Raw genomic sequence first — 16536 nt, 5'->3', positions numbered from 1 at the left:
TGCAAAATTAGCTTGTATATAGCTTTCTAAAATAGCTGAAGCCAATTTTTCAAATAAAACGAGTATAATTTAAATTTCTTTATAATGTAAAATAATAAAGTTACTAATAAAAAATATTAACATACTTGGTAACAAAATAGCAGCAATTAAAGATAGAATATTATAGGTCAATACTTTAAGTAATATTTCTGATAATGAATATACTATAAAACCTGAAAATAATCCTAATATTAATATTTTTTCCTGTGAATTATCACGTTGTTTTAGGCTAATAAAACAACTGGCTAAAATTATAGTCGCTATCATCATTGCAGGTTTAAATAGTTGCTTATAATAATAAACTTGGTAGTTAGTAATAGGTAGACCTGAATTTAATAATTCATCGATTAATTTAGGTAGATTCCAAATGGAAACCATTTCAGGATGAGTAAACTTATTGACCAAGCTGTTAACAGATAAATTAGTTGGTATAGTTAAGCTATTATATGCTTCTGTACTATCTTTTGTAAAAACTTTGACCCTATTTAAATGCAGTGATTTATTCTCAATGATGCCATATAATGCATCAATTCTCTTTAAGAAGTTGTTGTTATTATCGATAAATAAAACTGTAACATTATTTAATTTTTTCTCAGAAATATTAATAAATTGTGTTTGAATTATTTGATTTTTTCCGTTTAAAGCTTCAAAAAATAATAAACCTGATTTAGATATTACTGCTTCATTATGTGTTTTTTTAGTAAGCTTTGCTTCTAGTAAATCATATTTTCGTAAGCCTAAAGCACCGATAGGATTTAATATAGTCGTAAAGGCTATACCTAAAATTAAAGTCACGATACACGGAATTATCAATACCTGCCAAATATGAATACCACTAGATAGTATAGCAGTCAATTCATTATTTTTTGTTAAGTTTCTAAGGAAAAAAAGCATAGAAGTAAAGCTGATTAAAGCAGAAACTTGATTCAAAAGATATGGAACTTTATATAATATAAATCGCCAAAAAAAATCAAAAGGCACATACATATTTTTGAATTTTTGTAAGAAATCAAAGAGATTGGATATGATTAATAATCCAATTAAAATAGATAATATTATGAAAAAACACTTAAAATATAATTTAGCAAGATACCAAGAAAGTGTTTTTAAATTAATCATTTAAATTCAATTTAATAATGATTTTTTATGTAACTCGTCATTGCGAGGATAATGAAGTAGTTGCATGTACGCACAAATTTGTGTGGTGGGGCTGGTAGGACTTGAACCTACGACCACACCGTTATGAGCGGCGTGCTCTAACCAACTGAGCTACAGCCCCTGTCATTTGAAGTTTATATAATTATTATGGCTATAAGTCTAGTAAAATTTTTATTTTTTTAAGTATCTTTGCTAGGCTAGCAAAATATGGATATTGTTTGAGTTATGCAGCTGTAAGTGTTGTTGTATGGGTTTGGGGTATATCTATTCCAAAATTTGGTACGTTAAATTTCGAGATTCATACCTAGACATGTAGTTTACTACGCTGTACGTGCCCTTAACTTCTAACTTCTAACTTCTAAAGTATCTGTTGTATAATTCCATTGATCGCATGGTGTTGTCAACTTAAGAGAAGAAAAAGCTTTTGATGCCATGTCGTGGTTGCATTGTTATCCGTACAACAAAGCATTGTACAGATAGGCGAGTCGACGAATAACGAGATACCTGCATTTAGATTGATTGAATATATCAAGTATATTATATATTTCCTGCATATATTTAGGCTTTAGCCAAAACTCCGCATTACCGATAACATAGAGATTATTTTTAGCCCTACTAATACCAACGTTTAAGACATTCGGCTTACTTGTCATGATGCCTCTTGCTCCCTTATCTTCAGGATGTTGAGCTCCTAGCATCATAATTACCGTATCGTTTTCTTTGCCCTGAAAAGCATGGATCGTGCCGATATTGTTAATACAAAAACCATCAACCTGATTTTCGATTTTTAGCTTATATAGCATAAGTCATTAAGGTACTGACAGAGCGAGAGTATCATGTTATAGTAAGCAAATATTAACAAGCATGTAAAGAGATATGGCACGAGCATATGCAATAGAACTAAGACTAAGAGTTATAAAAGCTGTAGAAGCAGGGATACGAATAAGTAAGGTAAGTAAATTATTTAATGTAAGTCGTGATACTATATATAAATGGAAAAAATTAAAAGATAAGCAAGGTACTTTAGAAGCAGCAACTGGTTATCAGAAAGGACATAGTCATAAGATAAAAGATTCAGAATCTTTTAAAGAATTTTTTAAAGCTAATATGAATAAAACATCAAAGGAGTTAGCAAAGCAATGGGGTAATATTGCATCTGTAACTATTTTAAGACAAATCAGAAAACTTGGCTATAGCTATAAACAAAACTCATTTTCATCCGAAAAGAGATATTAAACAAAACTTACGCTATGTTTGGTTCTAAATATCGTAAAGATGGAGAACGCAGCTGTTGTTGCATATAGTCATCTAAAAGCCCTAACTTTATTTGGTAAACCGTTTTACCGATTGTATTTGCAGTCCTTTTGAGAAATGCCCAAACTAAAAATGCACAACTAATATGATTACGTTGAAGACGCTGTTTCCTGCATTGACAACGTTCTATCCCAGTAAGTTGCTTAATTTCTCTGTGCATGCTCTCAATTACCCATCGAAAGCCACACTCATCTTGTGCAGCTTTAGAAGATTTGTGAGTTTTGTTATTGGTAACAACATACTCAACTCTGTTGGTAGAAACAGTAAATTTAAACAAATTAACATGCTTATTTTTAGCAAAGCCTTTTATATGAATCTCTACTCCATGCCTGATCTCTTCATCTGAAAATGTCAACTCTTTTACAGCTTTATAAGGTTTAGAATCGTGCGTTTTACTAACGTTTCTATTGGCTTTAATAGGGGCATAATAATATTTCCCCAGAGAGTCAACATGTTGCATAATTTTGTGTGTAGAATACCATGTGTCAAAAAGTACTGTTTGAAAAGGAATCTTCTTGCTATAAACAGCATTATTTAACATGTTTAATAGGTGTTCTAGTTTTGTTGCTCCATCATGATCAGGTGCAAAAATTCGATAATCTATTACCCAAAACTTATTAATATCAGGGTTATAATATACCAGACTCACTACTCCTATACCTTTAGTAACTCTACCTGTAGCTCCACTGTACTGCGATCTTGCAATTTCTATTTGCTTCGTATTCCTTTTATTTAAAACCGTATCATCAAATATTGTATATCCATTAGATGAAAAAATAACATCATTCTTGATGTGTTCCCATAACAAAGAAGGTGTATATTTTTCATTCCTTAAAAATCTATTAATAACATCATGACTACATTTCTTTGCATGTTCAGCGTAGTAGGTTAAACTATAATTCTTTTGGCTAACTATTAAAAATTGACAATAATCTGTCCTATTAATTGGTATTGCTTGCAACTTTATCCTCTTTGACATGTTTAATTATTTTTACAATAATTTATCACTTTTTTACTCATAGCGTAAGTTTTGTCTTATTTAATGTGTTAGTATAATAAACTCAGTTGAATGTTGTGGATTCCGTGGTCAAGCCAATAGTACCGGACAGTTATTAAAAAAATGTTATATTTTATTCAGATGTAGGTGACCTTTACAATGCTTCCCGTGGTTTGTCCACAGGATCCAGAAAAAAGCGAGATTAATCGAGCTTTTAGTTTTAAAATTTGCTGTATTTAGGCTTTTTAAGTATTGGATCCTATGATAAATCACGGGATAACAGAGGAAAAATTGATCCACGCGGGCAACAGATCTTGCATGTTTTTTCGAGCCATGCAACAAAGCTCTATCTAACAAGCCATCACTTAAATAATTATTCTTATGCAAATGTTGTTGCATAATAAAGCTATCGCTTATATACTTTACGGGACAAATTAAATCCGCTAAAATTCTGCATGGTAAATAGTAATTTTTATAGAAATCTGGGAACGAGAAAGCTAACGGCAATTGCAGATTTTCTACAAGATTTTATAGAAGCTCCTAAAATTCATGAAGATGTAGCTATTCATGATATTAAAATTTTACAAGAAGCTTCTTCTAGTGATATTAGCTTTTTAAGTAATATTAAATATTCTCAATTTTTAAAGAATACTAAAGCTGCAGCTTGTATTGTGCCAAAAGATTTTGCTGGAGAAGTAAATCCCAATACTGTCTTACTGCGTGCTAAAAATTCATATTTTGCTTACGGCAAGCTAATAGATTTTTTCTATATTTCGGTAAAATCGTATCCTGCTAAAATAATGAAATCAGCTTATGTTGCAGAATCAGCAACTATAGGTAAAAATTGTTATATAGGTCATAATGCAGTTATTGAGGATAATGTTGTTATAGGTGATGATAGTATAATAGAAGCAGGCAGCTTTATAGGTACAGGAGTGGTTATTGGCAGAAATGCTAGAATTGAATCTAATGTATCAATAAATTATTCTGTTATAGGGGATGATGTTGTAATACTTTCAGGAGCAAGGATCGGACAAGATGGGTTCGGCTTTTCTACTGAAAAAGGTATGCATCATAAAATATTTCATACCGGAATTGTTAAAATCGGTAATAATGTTGAAATCGGTGCTAACACTACTATTGATAGGGGATCGCTGCAAGATACTATTATAGAAGATTTATGCCGTATAGATAATTTAGTGCAGATCGGACATAGCGTCAAAATAAGTAAAGGCTCTATTATTGTAGCACAAGCAGGCATAGCCGGAAGTAGCGTAATTGGTAAATATTGTGCTCTTGGAGGGCAAGTGGGAGTCGCCGGACATCTAAATATAGGTGATGGAGCTCAGGTAGCAGCACAAGGCGGTGTAGCACAAAATATAGAAGCTGGTAAAATTGTTGGCGGTAGTCCAGCTGTACCTATTATGGATTGGCACAGACAATCTATTATTATGAAACAATTAATAAATAAGAGATCTAAATAAATGACTATCGATATTACCGAAATTATGGATTTGATACCTCATCGTTATCCGTTTTTATTAGTGGATAAAGTAGTTGAAATTGATCCTAATAAATCAATAACTGGCATTAAAAATGTTACTGTTAATGAGCCTCAATTTACAGGACATTTTCCAGCAAGACCTGTCATGCCTGGAGTTTTAATGGTTGAAGCTATGGCACAGCTTGCAGCTATATTAGTCGCTAAATCTCTCGGCTCTACTAAAAATAAAGAAGTATTTTTAATGGCTATAGAGAATTCAAAATTTCGTAAAGTTGTCCAGCCAGGGGATACAATGCACATTCATGCTACTATTGATCAGCAAAGAGCTAATGTGTGGAAGTTTTCAAGTACGGTTAAAGTTGATGGTGAAATGGCAGCGGAGAGTAAATTTACCGCAATGATCAAAGATAAATCTTAAGGGTATAGTAGTGTCTAATTCTAATATACATCCAACTAGTATAATTGCTGAAGGTGCAAAACTTGGTAAGAACGTAAAAGTTAGTCCATATTGTATTATTGGTCCGGAAGTAGTGCTGCATGATAATGTAGAACTAAAGTCTCACGTAGTTATTGAGGGGATTACTGAAATCGGCGAAAGTACAGTAATTTATCCGTTTGCGTCTATTGGTCAACCCCCGCAAATCTTAAAATATAATAATGAGCGGTCAAATACGATAATTGGTTCTAAAAATATTATTAGAGAATATGTTACAGTGCAGGCAGGAAGCCAAGGCGGCGGAATGATTACAAGGATAGGAAATAATAATTTATTTATGGTTGGTGTTCATATCGGTCATGATTGTAAAATTGGTAATAATGTAGTGTTTGCTAATTATGTAAGCCTAGCCGGACATATAGAAGTGCAAGACTATGTCATAATTGGTGGCTTATCTGCGGTTCATCAATATGCAAGAATTGGTAAACACTCAATGATTGGTGGCTTATCACCAGTTGGAGCGGATGTAATACCTTTTGGTCTTGCAAGCGGCAAACGTGCAGTACTTGAGGGGCTAAACTTAATCGGCATGAATAGGAAAGGGTTTGACAAAGCGGAGTCTTTAAACGCTTTAAAAATAGTTCAAGAAATCTTTTTAGGTGAAGGTAATTTCGTTGATAGAATTAAGCAAGCTCAAGAGAAATATAAAAACAATACTATAGTAATGCAAATTATTGATTTTCTTGAGCAGGGCAGTAATAGATCATTTTGTTCTTTTGAGAAGTAATTTTACTATAATGGTTACTTCTCATAAATGAAAAATTAGTAGACGAGTATATTTAAATTCCTAAAGTATCTCTATATAGCTCAAGCATAGCATCCTGCTCCGCTAGCTTATCTTTATCAAGTTTTTTTAGCTTTAAAACAGTTTTCATCGCTTTAACATCCAATCCGTGCGAAGAAGCATCTTGAAAAATATCCTTAATTTCTTCAGATAGATCAGCTTTTTCTTGCTCTAATCTTTCTATTTTGCTTAAATATTGCTCTAATTGTTCTTTTACTACTACTTCAGACATAAAAAATCATTTAACCTTTTTGAATTTACTATATAATACAGATATAAATCCTATTTAACAATATATAAAATGCAAATTTATCCTTTGAGGCTTTTGCCTAATAAAATCGATTTTGATTTTATGAATTTTAAAAAAGTCAGTTACACTTTCTCAATTATTTTATCACTCATTAGCTTTATTTGGATTGGTATGTACAAATTTAATTTCGGTATTGATTTTGCCGGAGGTATAGTTATAGAAGTAAGGCTTGATCAAACACCAGATTTACCAAAAATGCGTCAAGTTTTAGGTGAACTTGGAATTGGTGAGGTAGTGCTGCAAAACTTTGGTAGTGAGCGTGATTTATCAATTAGGTTCGGTAGTAGTAGCGAAGATAATTTAATGAAAAATATTGAGCTAATTAAATCGACGCATCAAAATAATTTTCCTTATAATTTTGAATATCGTAAGGTGGATTTCGTTGGTCCGCAGGTCGGTAGGCAGTTAATTGAGGCAGGGACTATGGCAATGCTATTTTCGTTTGCGGCAATTATGGTTTATATTTGGGTACGTTTTGAATGGTATTTCGGGCTTGGTATACTTATCGCTTTAATACATGACGTTATATTAGCACTCGGGTTTATGAGTATAACAAAACTTGATTTTAACTTAAGTACTATTGCAGCCGTGTTAACTATCATAGGATATTCTGTTAATGACTCGGTAGTGATATATGATAGGATCAGGGAAAATTTACGTAAATATCATAAGAAAGGCATCACGGAAATTATAAATTTAAGTATCAACGAAACTCTATCCAGAACAATTTTAACAGTAGTGACTACCCTACTTGCTAATTTAGCACTGGTTCTTTTTGGTGGTGAGGCAATCCGTAGTTTTAGCGTACTGGTATTTTTTGGAATAATAGCAGGGACTTATTCGTCTATTTTTATTTCTGCCCCGATACTTACGATATTTGCCAATAGAAAATTTGAGAAGAAGTAATTAAAAGTTGTCATTGCGAGGAGCGAAGCGACGTGGCAATCTCGTAAAGCCAGCCTCCTGAGATTGCCGCGTCGTGGCCTTGCCATGCCTCGCAATGACGTTTTTGAGCCATAATAAGAGTAATTTATGCTGAAAAAAGAAGACAGAATTTTTACTAATTTACATGGTGAGCAGAGCCATGATTTGAAATCTAGCAAGAAGCGTGGTGATTGGGATAATACTAAAGCATTACTTAATAAAGGCAAAGAATGGATTATTGAAGAAGTTAAGAAATCGGGACTTAGAGGGCGAGGTGGTGCAGGATTTTCTACCGGCACTAAATGGTCGTTTATGCCTAAAGAATCAAAAAAGCCATCTTATCTAGTAGTTAATGCTGATGAATCTGAACCAGGTACTTGCAAAGATCGAGATATATTAAGATATGAACCACATAAATTAATAGAGGGGTGTTTGCTTGCCAGTTTTGCCATAGGAGCAAATAGCTGTTATATCTATATTAGAGGGGAGTTTTACAATGAAGCTTCCAATATTCAGCGTGCGTTAGATGAAGCATATAAAGATGGTTTGATAGGAAAAAATGCTTGCGGTTCAGGCTTTAATTGTGATATTTATTTGCATCGTGGAGCTGGAGCTTATATTTGCGGCGAAGAAACAGCTCTGCTTGAAAGCTTAGAAGGTAAAAAAGGCATGCCAAGGCTAAAACCACCTTTTCCGGCGGGCTTCGGATTGTATGGCTGTCCAACCACTATAAATAATGTTGAATCTATTGCGGTAGTGCCAACTATTTTAAGGCGAGGGGCTAGTTGGTTTGCATCGATCGGTAAGCCAAATAATACCGGCACTAAGATTTTTTGTATATCAGGTCATGTTAATAAGCCTTGTAATGTTGAAGAGGCAATGGGAATTCCTTTAAAAGAAATCATTGAGAAATATGCGGGCGGTGTTCGTGGCGGTTGGGATAACCTTAAAGCTATAATACCAGGTGGCTCTTCTGTTCCTCTGCTTCCTAAGTCTCTATGCGAAACTGCCGATATGGACTTTGATAGCTTAAAGGCAGCAAGCTCTAGTTTAGGTACTGGCGGGATTATTGTTATGGATAAATCGACTGATATTATTTATGCAATAGCACGTCTTAGTAAGTTCTATATGCACGAATCTTGCGGGCAGTGTACCCCGTGCCGTGAGGGTACGGGCTGGATGTGGCGTGTTATGATGAGGCTCATTAAAGGTGATGCCAAAAAATCCGAGATAGATCAGCTTCTTGAAGTTACAAAGGAAATAGAGGGGCATACTATTTGTGCTTTAGGTGACGCTGCAGCTTGGCCAATTCAGGGGCTTATACGTCATTTCAGAAGCGAGATTGAAGAGCGAATGTATACGTGTAGATAGAACTTGAAAAATTGGCTATGTCGTTTCTCATTTTTGATCCTCACGTACTAATATGTACGCTGCGGTCAAAAATTCCGAGACTCTTTGCTCTTTTCCAAGTTGATCTTCGTATACTAGTGTATCAATAAAATGTTATGCCGTGGCTTGATCGTCATTGCGAGGAAAAACTGTAAATTTCGACAAAACAATCTTAGGAGTATCGTATTGTTTCATGAGATTGCCTCCGCCCTCTGCTATGCATCTCCTCGCAATGACGATTTTTGGCTAACGCAACAAGATAACAAATAACTAAAAAACTTTATGCAAACAAATACCGAATCAAACAATAATAAAACAACTGCTAAAGAATGGAAATCTTTTATTTTAGTAGTAGTTGTTGCACTAATGATTAGAATATTAATAATAGAATCTTTTGTTGTTCCGACTGGATCAATGAAAGCTACTATACTTGAAAATGATCGGATTTTCGGCACAAAATATAGTTATGGATATAGTAATTATTCTTTATCTTTTTTTGACTTTATTCATTTATTTAAAGGACGAATATTTGCTCGCACACCAGAGCGTGGCGATATCATAATTTTTCGTCCTCCTCACGAAATGAGTACTAGATATATAAAGCGTTTGATAGGGCTTCCTGGGGATAAAGTGCAATTAATTGATGATGTAATATATATTAATGATGAAAAAATAGAGCGTATAGAGTCAGGAACTTATGTTAGTGAAGAGGGAAGAAAATATTTAAAATTTAAAGAAACATTGCCAAATGGCAAAACATATTTTTCTTATAAGCTCGCTCCTGTTTTAGGAATTATGTCTAATGATAAATATGGTAATACGGATGCTTTTTATGTGCCGGAAGGGGAATATTTCTTTATAGGTGATAATAGAGATCAGTCAAATGATAGTAGGATTGATTTAGGTTTTGTGCCGTTTGAGAATTTTATTGCCAAAGCACAATTTATTTGGTTTTCAACAAAAATAACATGGTGGGATAGTGATATAGGGGTTGTTAATCTGATATTAAAGTTAAAGCCTTGGGTAGAGTCCATTAGGTTTAATAGGATATTTAGAAATCTATACAGCATAGAGGATTGATGGAGTCATTTGAGGAGTTAGAAAAATTACTCGATTATAGTTTTAAGAATAAGGCACTTTTAACAGAAGCTTTAAGTCATCCGTCCTTAAGGCAACATCATGAATATAAGGCTAATAAAGATTATGAGCGGTTAGAGTTTCTAGGGGATGCAATATTAAATTTAGTTATCACAGAAATTTTATTTAAGAATTTCAAAGAATATAACGAAGGAAATTTAGCTAAAATTAGATCATATTTAGTTTGTAAAGAAACAATTTGCGTCGTAGGAGCTAAGCTTGGTTTAAAAGATTATATTATTATGACTCATGGTGAAGAAATAGCCGGCGGGCGTGATAATCCTAATAATATTGAAAATGTTACGGAAGCTTTAATCGCAGCTATATATCTCGATAGTGATATTACTACAATTCATAATATTATAGGGAAATTATGGGCAGAATTTATAAAAGTCAAAGATTTAACAGATTATGACCCTAAAACCGCCTTGCAAGAATGGGCACAAAGCAAAGATCATCATATCCCTATATACCGCCTAATTAAAAGAGAGGGTGTAGCTCACTTATCAACCTTTACAGTATTGGTAAAAATAAACGGCTACGAGCAAACAGGTAAGGGACACTCTATAAAAGAAGCTGAAAAAAACGCTGCGAGAAGTTTATTGCATAGGCTAAAAAATGATTAAGCAGAAAACAGTTTCGGTTTGTATAATTGGGCGCCCAAATAGTGGCAAGTCCACTTTGCTAAATAGAATAATTGGTGAAAAGCTTTCAATAGTCACCCCAAAAGTTCAAACAACTAGGTCGATCATTACCGGCATTATTACCCTAAAAGATACGCAAGTGATCTTATATGATACGCCAGGGATATTTGAGCCAAAAGGGACTTTAGAAAAGGCAATGGTTAGATGTGCTTGGTCTAGCCTGCATAGTGCCGATATTGTCATGTTAATTATTGATAGTTTGAAGCCGCTAGATAACATAACGCATGATATTTTAAACAAACTTCGCTCACTTAATGTTGTGCCGGTAATTTTATTAAACAAGATAGATATCGAGTCAAAATATCTAAACGACATTAAAGCTTTCTTAACAGAACTACATCCTGACAGCTTACTTTTCCCTATTTCTGCTATATCGGGTGAGAATGTTGATAAGTTACTTGAATATATAACGAGTAAAGCAAAAATCGCTCCTTGGCTTTATGAAGAGGACGACATAACCGATTTACCGATGTGTTTTATCGCTGCGGAAATTACGAGAGAACAGTTATTTTTAGGTTTGCAGCAGGAATTGCCTTATAAGCTAACAGTGCAAACCGAAAAATGGGAAGAGCTTGAAGATAAATCCGTAAAGATTAATCAGGTTATAGTAGTTTCAAGAGAAAGCTACAAAACTATAATACTCGGTAAAAACGGCTCAAAAATCAAAGAACTCGGAATGAAATCTCGCAAACAGATGGAACAGTTTTTTGGCTTCCCCGTGCATTTGTTTTTATTCGTCAAAGTGCGTGAGTTGTGGGAAGATAATTCTGAATATTACCAGCATATGAAAATATGAGGAATTCAAACGTCATTGCGAGGAGAGGCAACGCATAGACGCGGCAATCTCTGGAATCTTGTTTTTCTCATGAGATTGCCACGCCACTTTCAGTGGCTCGGAATGATAGATCGCAATGACATTTTGAGAAAAATAACAATAAACTAAAAACAACAATGATAGTACTTGGGATTGATCCGGCACTTGGGAGTTTAGGATGGGCGGTAGTTGCAAAAGAGTCGGCAAAACTGAAATACTTAGCTAGCGGTACGATAAAAACAACTAGTAAAGATGAAATACATCATAGGCTTGCCTTTATCAATGCTACTCTAGAAAAAGTAATATTAGAATATCAGCCAAATATGGCAGCAATTGAAGAAACGTTTGTTAATACTAATAGCGTAACTTCGTTAAAGCTTGGCTATGCTAGAGGTGCCATAATGTCGCTGATTGGTAGATATGGTTTAGATATGCAAGAATTTAAACCTAACGCGATAAAAAAAACTGTCACAGGATATGGGCATGCTGAAAAGGATCAGATTTTGCATATGATTAAGTTACTTCTGCCTGGCACTTTCCAAATTACTAATTCTGATGAAGCTGATGCTGTAGCAATCGCTTATACTTGCCTAGTTACGAAAAATTACTAAAATGAAACCAATAATAATATTAGTTGCACCGCAAATGGGTGAGAATATCGGTGCTACCGCAAGAGCCATGAAGAATTTTGGCTTAGATGAGCTTAGAATAGTAACCCCAAGAGATGGTTGGCCAAACGAACAAGCCCGCAGTAACGCAGTTGGAGCTGTTAATATCATAGATAATGCAAAAATTTATAATAGCTTAGAGGAATGTATTAAAGACCTCGAATATTTATATGCGACTACCTGCATTAAGCGGGCTATAAATAAGGATTATGTATTTTCACAAAATTTGACTACCGATTATCCGCACTCCGCAAAAGTCGGGATAATGTTCGGGCGGGAAAATAATGGGCTTAGTAATGAAGAAATATGGCTTGCCAACAAGATTATTACCATCAATACCACAGAATTTAGCTCGCTAAACATTGCACAAGCAGTTATAGCATAAGTCATTAAGGTACTGACAGAGCGAGAGTATCATGTTATAGTAAGCAAATATTAACAAGCATGTAAAGAGATATGGCACGAGCATATGCAATAGAACTAAGACTAAGAGTTATAAAAGCTGTAGAAGCAGGGATACGAATAAGTAAGGTAAGTAAATTATTTAATGTAAGTCGTGATACTATATATAAATGGAAAAAATTAAAAGATAAGCAAGGTACTTTAGAAGCAGCAACTGGTTATCAGAAAGGACATAGTCATAAGATAAAAGATTCAGAATCTTTTAAAGAATTTTTTAAAGCTAATATGAATAAAACATCAAAGGAGTTAGCAAAGCAATGGGGTAATATTGCATCTGTAACTATTTTAAGACAAATCAGAAAACTTGGCTATAGTTATAAACAAAACTCATTTTCATCCGAAAAGAGATATTAAATTAAGAAATGAATTTATAGCAAAGATACAAACCATCACAAAAGACAAATTAGTATATCTTGATGAATCTGGAATAGAGGATAATGCTTGCAAAGAGTATGGATGGAGCATTATAGGACAAAGGTGTTATGGAGAAAAGGTGTATCAACATAAATTTAGAATAAGTATGATAGCTGGTCTTTGTAATGGTAATCTTATTGCTCCTGTAATATTTGAAGGTAATTGTAATACAGAGGTCTTTAAAACTTATATTAGGGATGTATTAATTACAGAATTACAACCTGGGCAAACCGTTATTATGGATAACATTAATTTTCATAAAAATTCTAAAGTTAAAGAGTTCATTGAATCCGTTGGTTGTACCATATTGTATTTACCAACTTACTCTCCTGATTTAAATCCTATAGAGCATTACTGGTTTAAGATAAAAAATGAAATTAGGAAAGTTGTAGAAGATTTTGAAACATTTTATGATGCTGTTTTTAATACTATTAAATTGTCAGTATCTTAATGATTTATGCTATATTATTGTATGTTATGAATTATTTCGTAATTCTGCATCAAGGGAAGATATCCATAATATTCATGGCAACAAAAGAAGAAATAGATCATTTCCTAACAAATTTATTTGGAAAATTAGATAAAACCGGATTCTTTAAAATTCCGGAAAGAAAACTTATAATGCAGCAAAATATCACCAATATATTTATGCGTATCAATAACCTATCCACGCCTGAAGTACAAACTTTACAAGGTATTATAAAGTTACTGAATCAATAATACTTAGTAACCTCTTAAATTCAGGGGTATAATTTTTGATGTGTTCATAAATTTCATCGGCAAGTTTCTTATTATAGGTTTGTGAGGTCATATTACGATCAAGAAGCATGTAAATCCATAAATCTTCATCATTTATAATGCCCACTGTGCCCACTGCGTAAGCTTCTTTAATGACTTCTTTGGGATAATTGAGAACTATACCCATTTGAGCAAAATACTCTTTTAAAAATTTCCAAGCAAGTTCAAAAGTAAATTCAAATCTTTGAATTGTTGCGTCTATATAAGCACGATCTTCTGTGATTGGTTTTAAATAAATAGCTTCAAGTGCTATAAAAGCTTTACGAAAGTTTTCAAGTTTTGTTTTAAGTTTAATATTTATTTTTAACATATAAAATTTTTTTATTTCTTATTATATTTTCATAAAGCTCACGGCTTATTTTCGTGTTATTGTCATTGTCAATTAAAAAGGGACCAGTAAATTGCACGAAAAAGGAACCACTATATTTAAAAATTTTTATGCCATATTACCTCCAGATTTATAGTTATTAATACGATAACTTTTACCTTTTATGTTTAGTATATGAGCATGATGTACCACTCGATCAATAATTGCATGAGTTAATACTTCATCAGCAAATATTTCATTCCATTTTTCAAAATCCTTGTTTGTGGTAATAATGGTAGATTTATTTTCATATCGTTTAGCAATAATATTAAAAAAGTCTTCTACTGAATGTTTTGGCAATTGCTTAAACCCGAGCTCATCAAGAATTAATAAATCAAACGATAGGAGTAATTTAACCTTTTTGTGATAACTATTATCTGCTCTTGCAATATGTAAATTATAAAGCATATCCGATACCGTAGTAAAATATACAGAGTATTCTCGTGTTAAAGCTTTTAATGCTAGCCCAATGGCAAGATGAGTTTTCCCAGTTCCTGAATCACCTATGAATATTACATTTCCCTTAGTATTAATATAATCACAAGTTGATAAATCACTTATTACTTTGGCATCAACACTTGGTTGGAAATTAAAATCAAAGTCTTCTAAATTTTTAGTTACCGGCAATTTAGCAGCACTTTTACGGCGACGGTAATTATTATCCTTACGGTTAGATTTTTCATCTTCACATAATAGTGATAGAAATTCTTTAAATCCTAGTTTATTATTTTGAGCATAAATAATCCTTTCATTTAAACTATTGACTATACCTGATAATCTAAAGCTTCGTAGGTCATTAAATAAGTTCTGCATTATTACCTCCAAACTCTGGTAATGGTAAGTTTACTGCATTACTATTTAAAATATTCTTAATTTTAGAGTAAGAACTTATACCATAATGTAGTGCTCTATGACAGGCTTTATCTATTAAGTCATCATTGTAAACCTTACGTAAAGAAATGATACCTCGTGCACAACGTTGCCAATCATTCACTCTTGTTTGTTGTAATGATTCTAATAATAAACTGCAATTATTCCCTATCTGCTGCATTTGTTGTTGATAATGTTCACTATATTCTATAAAACCTGGGCATAGACGTTTGTATTTAGCATAATGAGACGGATTAGTGGTAAATATCCCCTTGCCCTCTGTTCTAACGTGTCTTGCTATTAAATCATTTTGTATAGAAAATATTTGAACAAGTTTTGGGGACAATTGTACCATTACCTCACTGTATATATATTTTGCTGGTACAGAGTAATAATTATTATCTATGGTAATATGACAATCTTTTGCTACTTTTCGATTATGCCAAGATGACAAATCAAAAGTTTCTAATGGTAAAGGAATCAAACTACTTCTTTCCTCTTGCTCAAACAGTTCTCTAGGTATTCTCTTAGTAGTACCATGTATTCGGCTATTGGCCTTATTTAACCAATTTGCAAGACCATTTGTTAATTCTTCATATCTATCAAATTTACGACCAGCAAAAAAATTATTTTTAACGTATTTTATTCCCGACTCAACTTTGCCTTTTTCTTGCGGTTGATACACTCGACAAGGAGAAAGTAAAATTCCATAATGATCGGCTAAGCACTTATATTCCTTCTGATATACTGGCTCATAAAAATTGGCATCTACTACTCCAGCTTTAAGATTATCAAGTTTTATTACTTTTGGACTACCAGCAAAATAATTAAATGCATTGATATGACATTGAATCCATGTTTGACAACTTTGATCAAACACTACTTCATAATAATCAAGGCGACTATAGCTTAAACGCATATTAAATACATATGCTTTAACTCTACGCCCTTTAGAATTATACTGTAAGCCTATGTCACCAAAATCTACTTGTGCTTCCTCTCCTGCTAAAGTATGAAAACGAATGCAACTGTTATCCTTAATTTTATATTTTTTGATATAACGGGTCAAAGAAGTATAACTGCTTGTATAACCTTGATTTTTTAACTCCTCAAAAATTCTTATGTAACTCAGATTTTTTTCTAATAACTCAATTATTTTTTCGTGCCAAAAATCCAAAACTGAAGATCGTTCATAGATTGCTGGGGATTCTGTACCAGCCTCTACATAGCGGTTTATTATTTTTCGTACTGTTTTGCGGTCTGTTCTTGTTAGTTTGGCAATATTCCTTTGACTATTGCCTTGTTTATAAAGGGTGATAATTGTTGTATACATATTTATTCTTATCATTGTATCACTAGATATTTACTTGCTTAATTATCTAGTGAA

The 16536-nt window shown here is 33.1% G+C and carries 18 protein-coding genes, 1 tRNA gene and 2 pseudogenes; 13 read left to right on the top strand and 8 right to left on the bottom strand.

The window, feature by feature from the left end; genetic code table 11:
* Positions 1-69: 69 nt before the first annotated feature.
* The 3 genes from AAGD55_RS10995 to AAGD55_RS10985 all read right to left on the bottom strand — a co-directional run bounded on the left by AAGD55_RS10995 (position 70) and on the right by AAGD55_RS10985 (position 2000).
* Positions 70-1158, bottom strand: coding sequence for an LptF/LptG family permease (locus AAGD55_RS10995; RefSeq protein WP_341791492.1), 1089 nt, complete (start codon positions 1156-1158; stop codon positions 70-72).
* Positions 1159-1241: 83 nt separating this feature from the next.
* Positions 1242-1318, bottom strand: a tRNA-Ile gene (locus AAGD55_RS10990).
* A gap of 328 nt (positions 1319-1646) precedes the next feature.
* On the bottom strand, positions 1647-2000 hold the full coding sequence (locus tag AAGD55_RS10985; protein ID WP_341791491.1) for an AAA domain-containing protein: 354 nt from the start codon (positions 1998-2000) through the stop codon (positions 1647-1649).
* 73 nt (positions 2001-2073) lie between these two features.
* Here AAGD55_RS10985 and AAGD55_RS10980 point away from each other — a divergent pair, with 73 nt between their 5' ends.
* Positions 2074-2433, top strand: coding sequence for an IS630 transposase-related protein (locus tag AAGD55_RS10980; RefSeq protein ID WP_341790906.1), 360 nt, complete (start codon positions 2074-2076; stop codon positions 2431-2433).
* A 7-nt stretch (positions 2434-2440) separates the two neighbouring features.
* On the opposite strand, the gene AAGD55_RS10975 is transcribed toward AAGD55_RS10980, so the two are convergent.
* On the bottom strand, positions 2441-3490 hold the full coding sequence (locus AAGD55_RS10975; protein ID WP_341791490.1) for a transposase: 1050 nt from the start codon (positions 3488-3490) through the stop codon (positions 2441-2443).
* 473 nt (positions 3491-3963) lie between these two features.
* Between AAGD55_RS10975 and lpxD the strand changes: the two genes are divergently transcribed.
* From lpxD to lpxA, 3 genes are read left to right on the top strand one after another with little or no spacing between them, the layout of a single operon-like run.
* Complete coding sequence (gene lpxD / locus AAGD55_RS10970) at positions 3964-4992, top strand: UDP-3-O-(3-hydroxymyristoyl)glucosamine N-acyltransferase (protein WP_341791489.1); 1029 nt, start codon at positions 3964-3966, stop codon at positions 4990-4992.
* Positions 4993-5430 (top strand): 3-hydroxyacyl-ACP dehydratase FabZ, encoded by a 438-nt coding sequence (gene fabZ, locus AAGD55_RS10965; protein ID WP_011477847.1) that lies wholly within the window; start codon positions 4993-4995, stop codon positions 5428-5430.
* Positions 5431-5440: 10 nt separating this feature from the next.
* On the top strand, positions 5441-6235 hold the full coding sequence (gene lpxA, locus AAGD55_RS10960) for an acyl-ACP--UDP-N-acetylglucosamine O-acyltransferase (RefSeq protein ID WP_341791488.1): 795 nt from the start codon (positions 5441-5443) through the stop codon (positions 6233-6235).
* 52 nt (positions 6236-6287) lie between these two features.
* Here lpxA and AAGD55_RS10955 read toward each other — a convergent pair whose 3' ends face one another.
* Complete coding sequence (locus AAGD55_RS10955; protein WP_341791487.1) at positions 6288-6524, bottom strand: DUF2312 domain-containing protein; 237 nt, start codon at positions 6522-6524, stop codon at positions 6288-6290.
* Between the two features lie 69 nt (positions 6525-6593).
* On the opposite strand from AAGD55_RS10955, the gene secF reads away from it, so the two are divergent.
* The 9 genes and pseudogenes from secF to AAGD55_RS10910 all read left to right on the top strand — a co-directional run.
* A complete protein-coding gene (secF, locus tag AAGD55_RS10950; RefSeq protein ID WP_341791486.1) occupies positions 6594-7508 on the top strand; it encodes a protein translocase subunit SecF in 915 nt (304 codons plus the stop codon).
* 126 nt (positions 7509-7634) lie between these two features.
* Entirely contained in the window at positions 7635-8897 is a 1263-nt protein-coding gene (gene nuoF, locus AAGD55_RS10945; protein WP_341791485.1) for an NADH-quinone oxidoreductase subunit NuoF, read from the top strand.
* A 300-nt stretch (positions 8898-9197) separates the two neighbouring features.
* Positions 9198-9995: a signal peptidase I gene (gene lepB / locus AAGD55_RS10940; protein ID WP_341791484.1), complete on the top strand. Its 798-nt coding sequence runs from the start codon at positions 9198-9200 to the stop codon at positions 9993-9995.
* Positions 9995-10678 (top strand): ribonuclease III, encoded by a 684-nt coding sequence (rnc, locus tag AAGD55_RS10935; protein ID WP_341791483.1) that lies wholly within the window; start codon positions 9995-9997, stop codon positions 10676-10678. The genes lepB and rnc overlap by 1 nt, the downstream gene beginning before the upstream one ends.
* Positions 10671-11552, top strand: coding sequence for a GTPase Era (era, locus tag AAGD55_RS10930; protein ID WP_341791482.1), 882 nt, complete (start codon positions 10671-10673; stop codon positions 11550-11552). The genes rnc and era overlap by 8 nt, the downstream gene beginning before the upstream one ends.
* A 155-nt stretch (positions 11553-11707) precedes the next feature.
* On the top strand, positions 11708-12181 hold the full coding sequence (gene ruvC, locus AAGD55_RS10925; protein WP_341791481.1) for a crossover junction endodeoxyribonuclease RuvC: 474 nt from the start codon (positions 11708-11710) through the stop codon (positions 12179-12181).
* A gap of 1 nt (position 12182) precedes the next feature.
* Positions 12183-12617 (top strand): annotated as a pseudogene (locus AAGD55_RS10920) (RNA methyltransferase); the annotation flags it as partial.
* Between the two features lie 77 nt (positions 12618-12694).
* A protein-coding gene (locus tag AAGD55_RS10915) for an IS630 family transposase (protein WP_341791135.1) occupies positions 12695-13565 on the top strand; the annotation gives its coding sequence in 2 pieces (ribosomal slippage) (positions 12695-13021 and positions 13023-13565; 870 coding nt in all).
* A 13-nt stretch (positions 13566-13578) separates the two neighbouring features.
* Positions 13579-13834, top strand: a pseudogene (locus AAGD55_RS10910) (RNA methyltransferase); the annotation flags it as partial.
* Here AAGD55_RS10910 and AAGD55_RS10905 read toward each other — a convergent pair.
* From AAGD55_RS10905 to istA, 3 genes are all read right to left on the bottom strand, one after another.
* Positions 13812-14222 (bottom strand): HI0074 family nucleotidyltransferase substrate-binding subunit, encoded by a 411-nt coding sequence (locus AAGD55_RS10905; RefSeq protein WP_341791480.1) that lies wholly within the window; start codon positions 14220-14222, stop codon positions 13812-13814. The pseudogene AAGD55_RS10910 and the gene AAGD55_RS10905 overlap by 23 nt on opposite strands.
* A 126-nt stretch (positions 14223-14348) precedes the next feature.
* Positions 14349-15092, bottom strand: coding sequence for an IS21-like element helper ATPase IstB (gene istB, locus AAGD55_RS10900; protein WP_341790851.1), 744 nt, complete (start codon positions 15090-15092; stop codon positions 14349-14351).
* The gene (istA, locus tag AAGD55_RS10895; protein WP_341790850.1) at positions 15076-16482 is read right to left on the bottom strand and encodes an IS21 family transposase; all 1407 of its coding nucleotides are present in this window, start codon (positions 16480-16482) and stop codon (positions 15076-15078) included. The genes istB and istA overlap by 17 nt, the downstream gene beginning before the upstream one ends.
* Positions 16483-16536 lie beyond the last annotated feature (54 nt).

This window comes from Rickettsia endosymbiont of Gonocerus acuteangulatus (assembly GCF_964026435.1).
In the GTDB taxonomy this organism is placed as follows: domain Bacteria; phylum Pseudomonadota; class Alphaproteobacteria; order Rickettsiales; family Rickettsiaceae; genus Rickettsia.
This window is presented reverse-complemented; position numbering and strand designations above follow the sequence as displayed.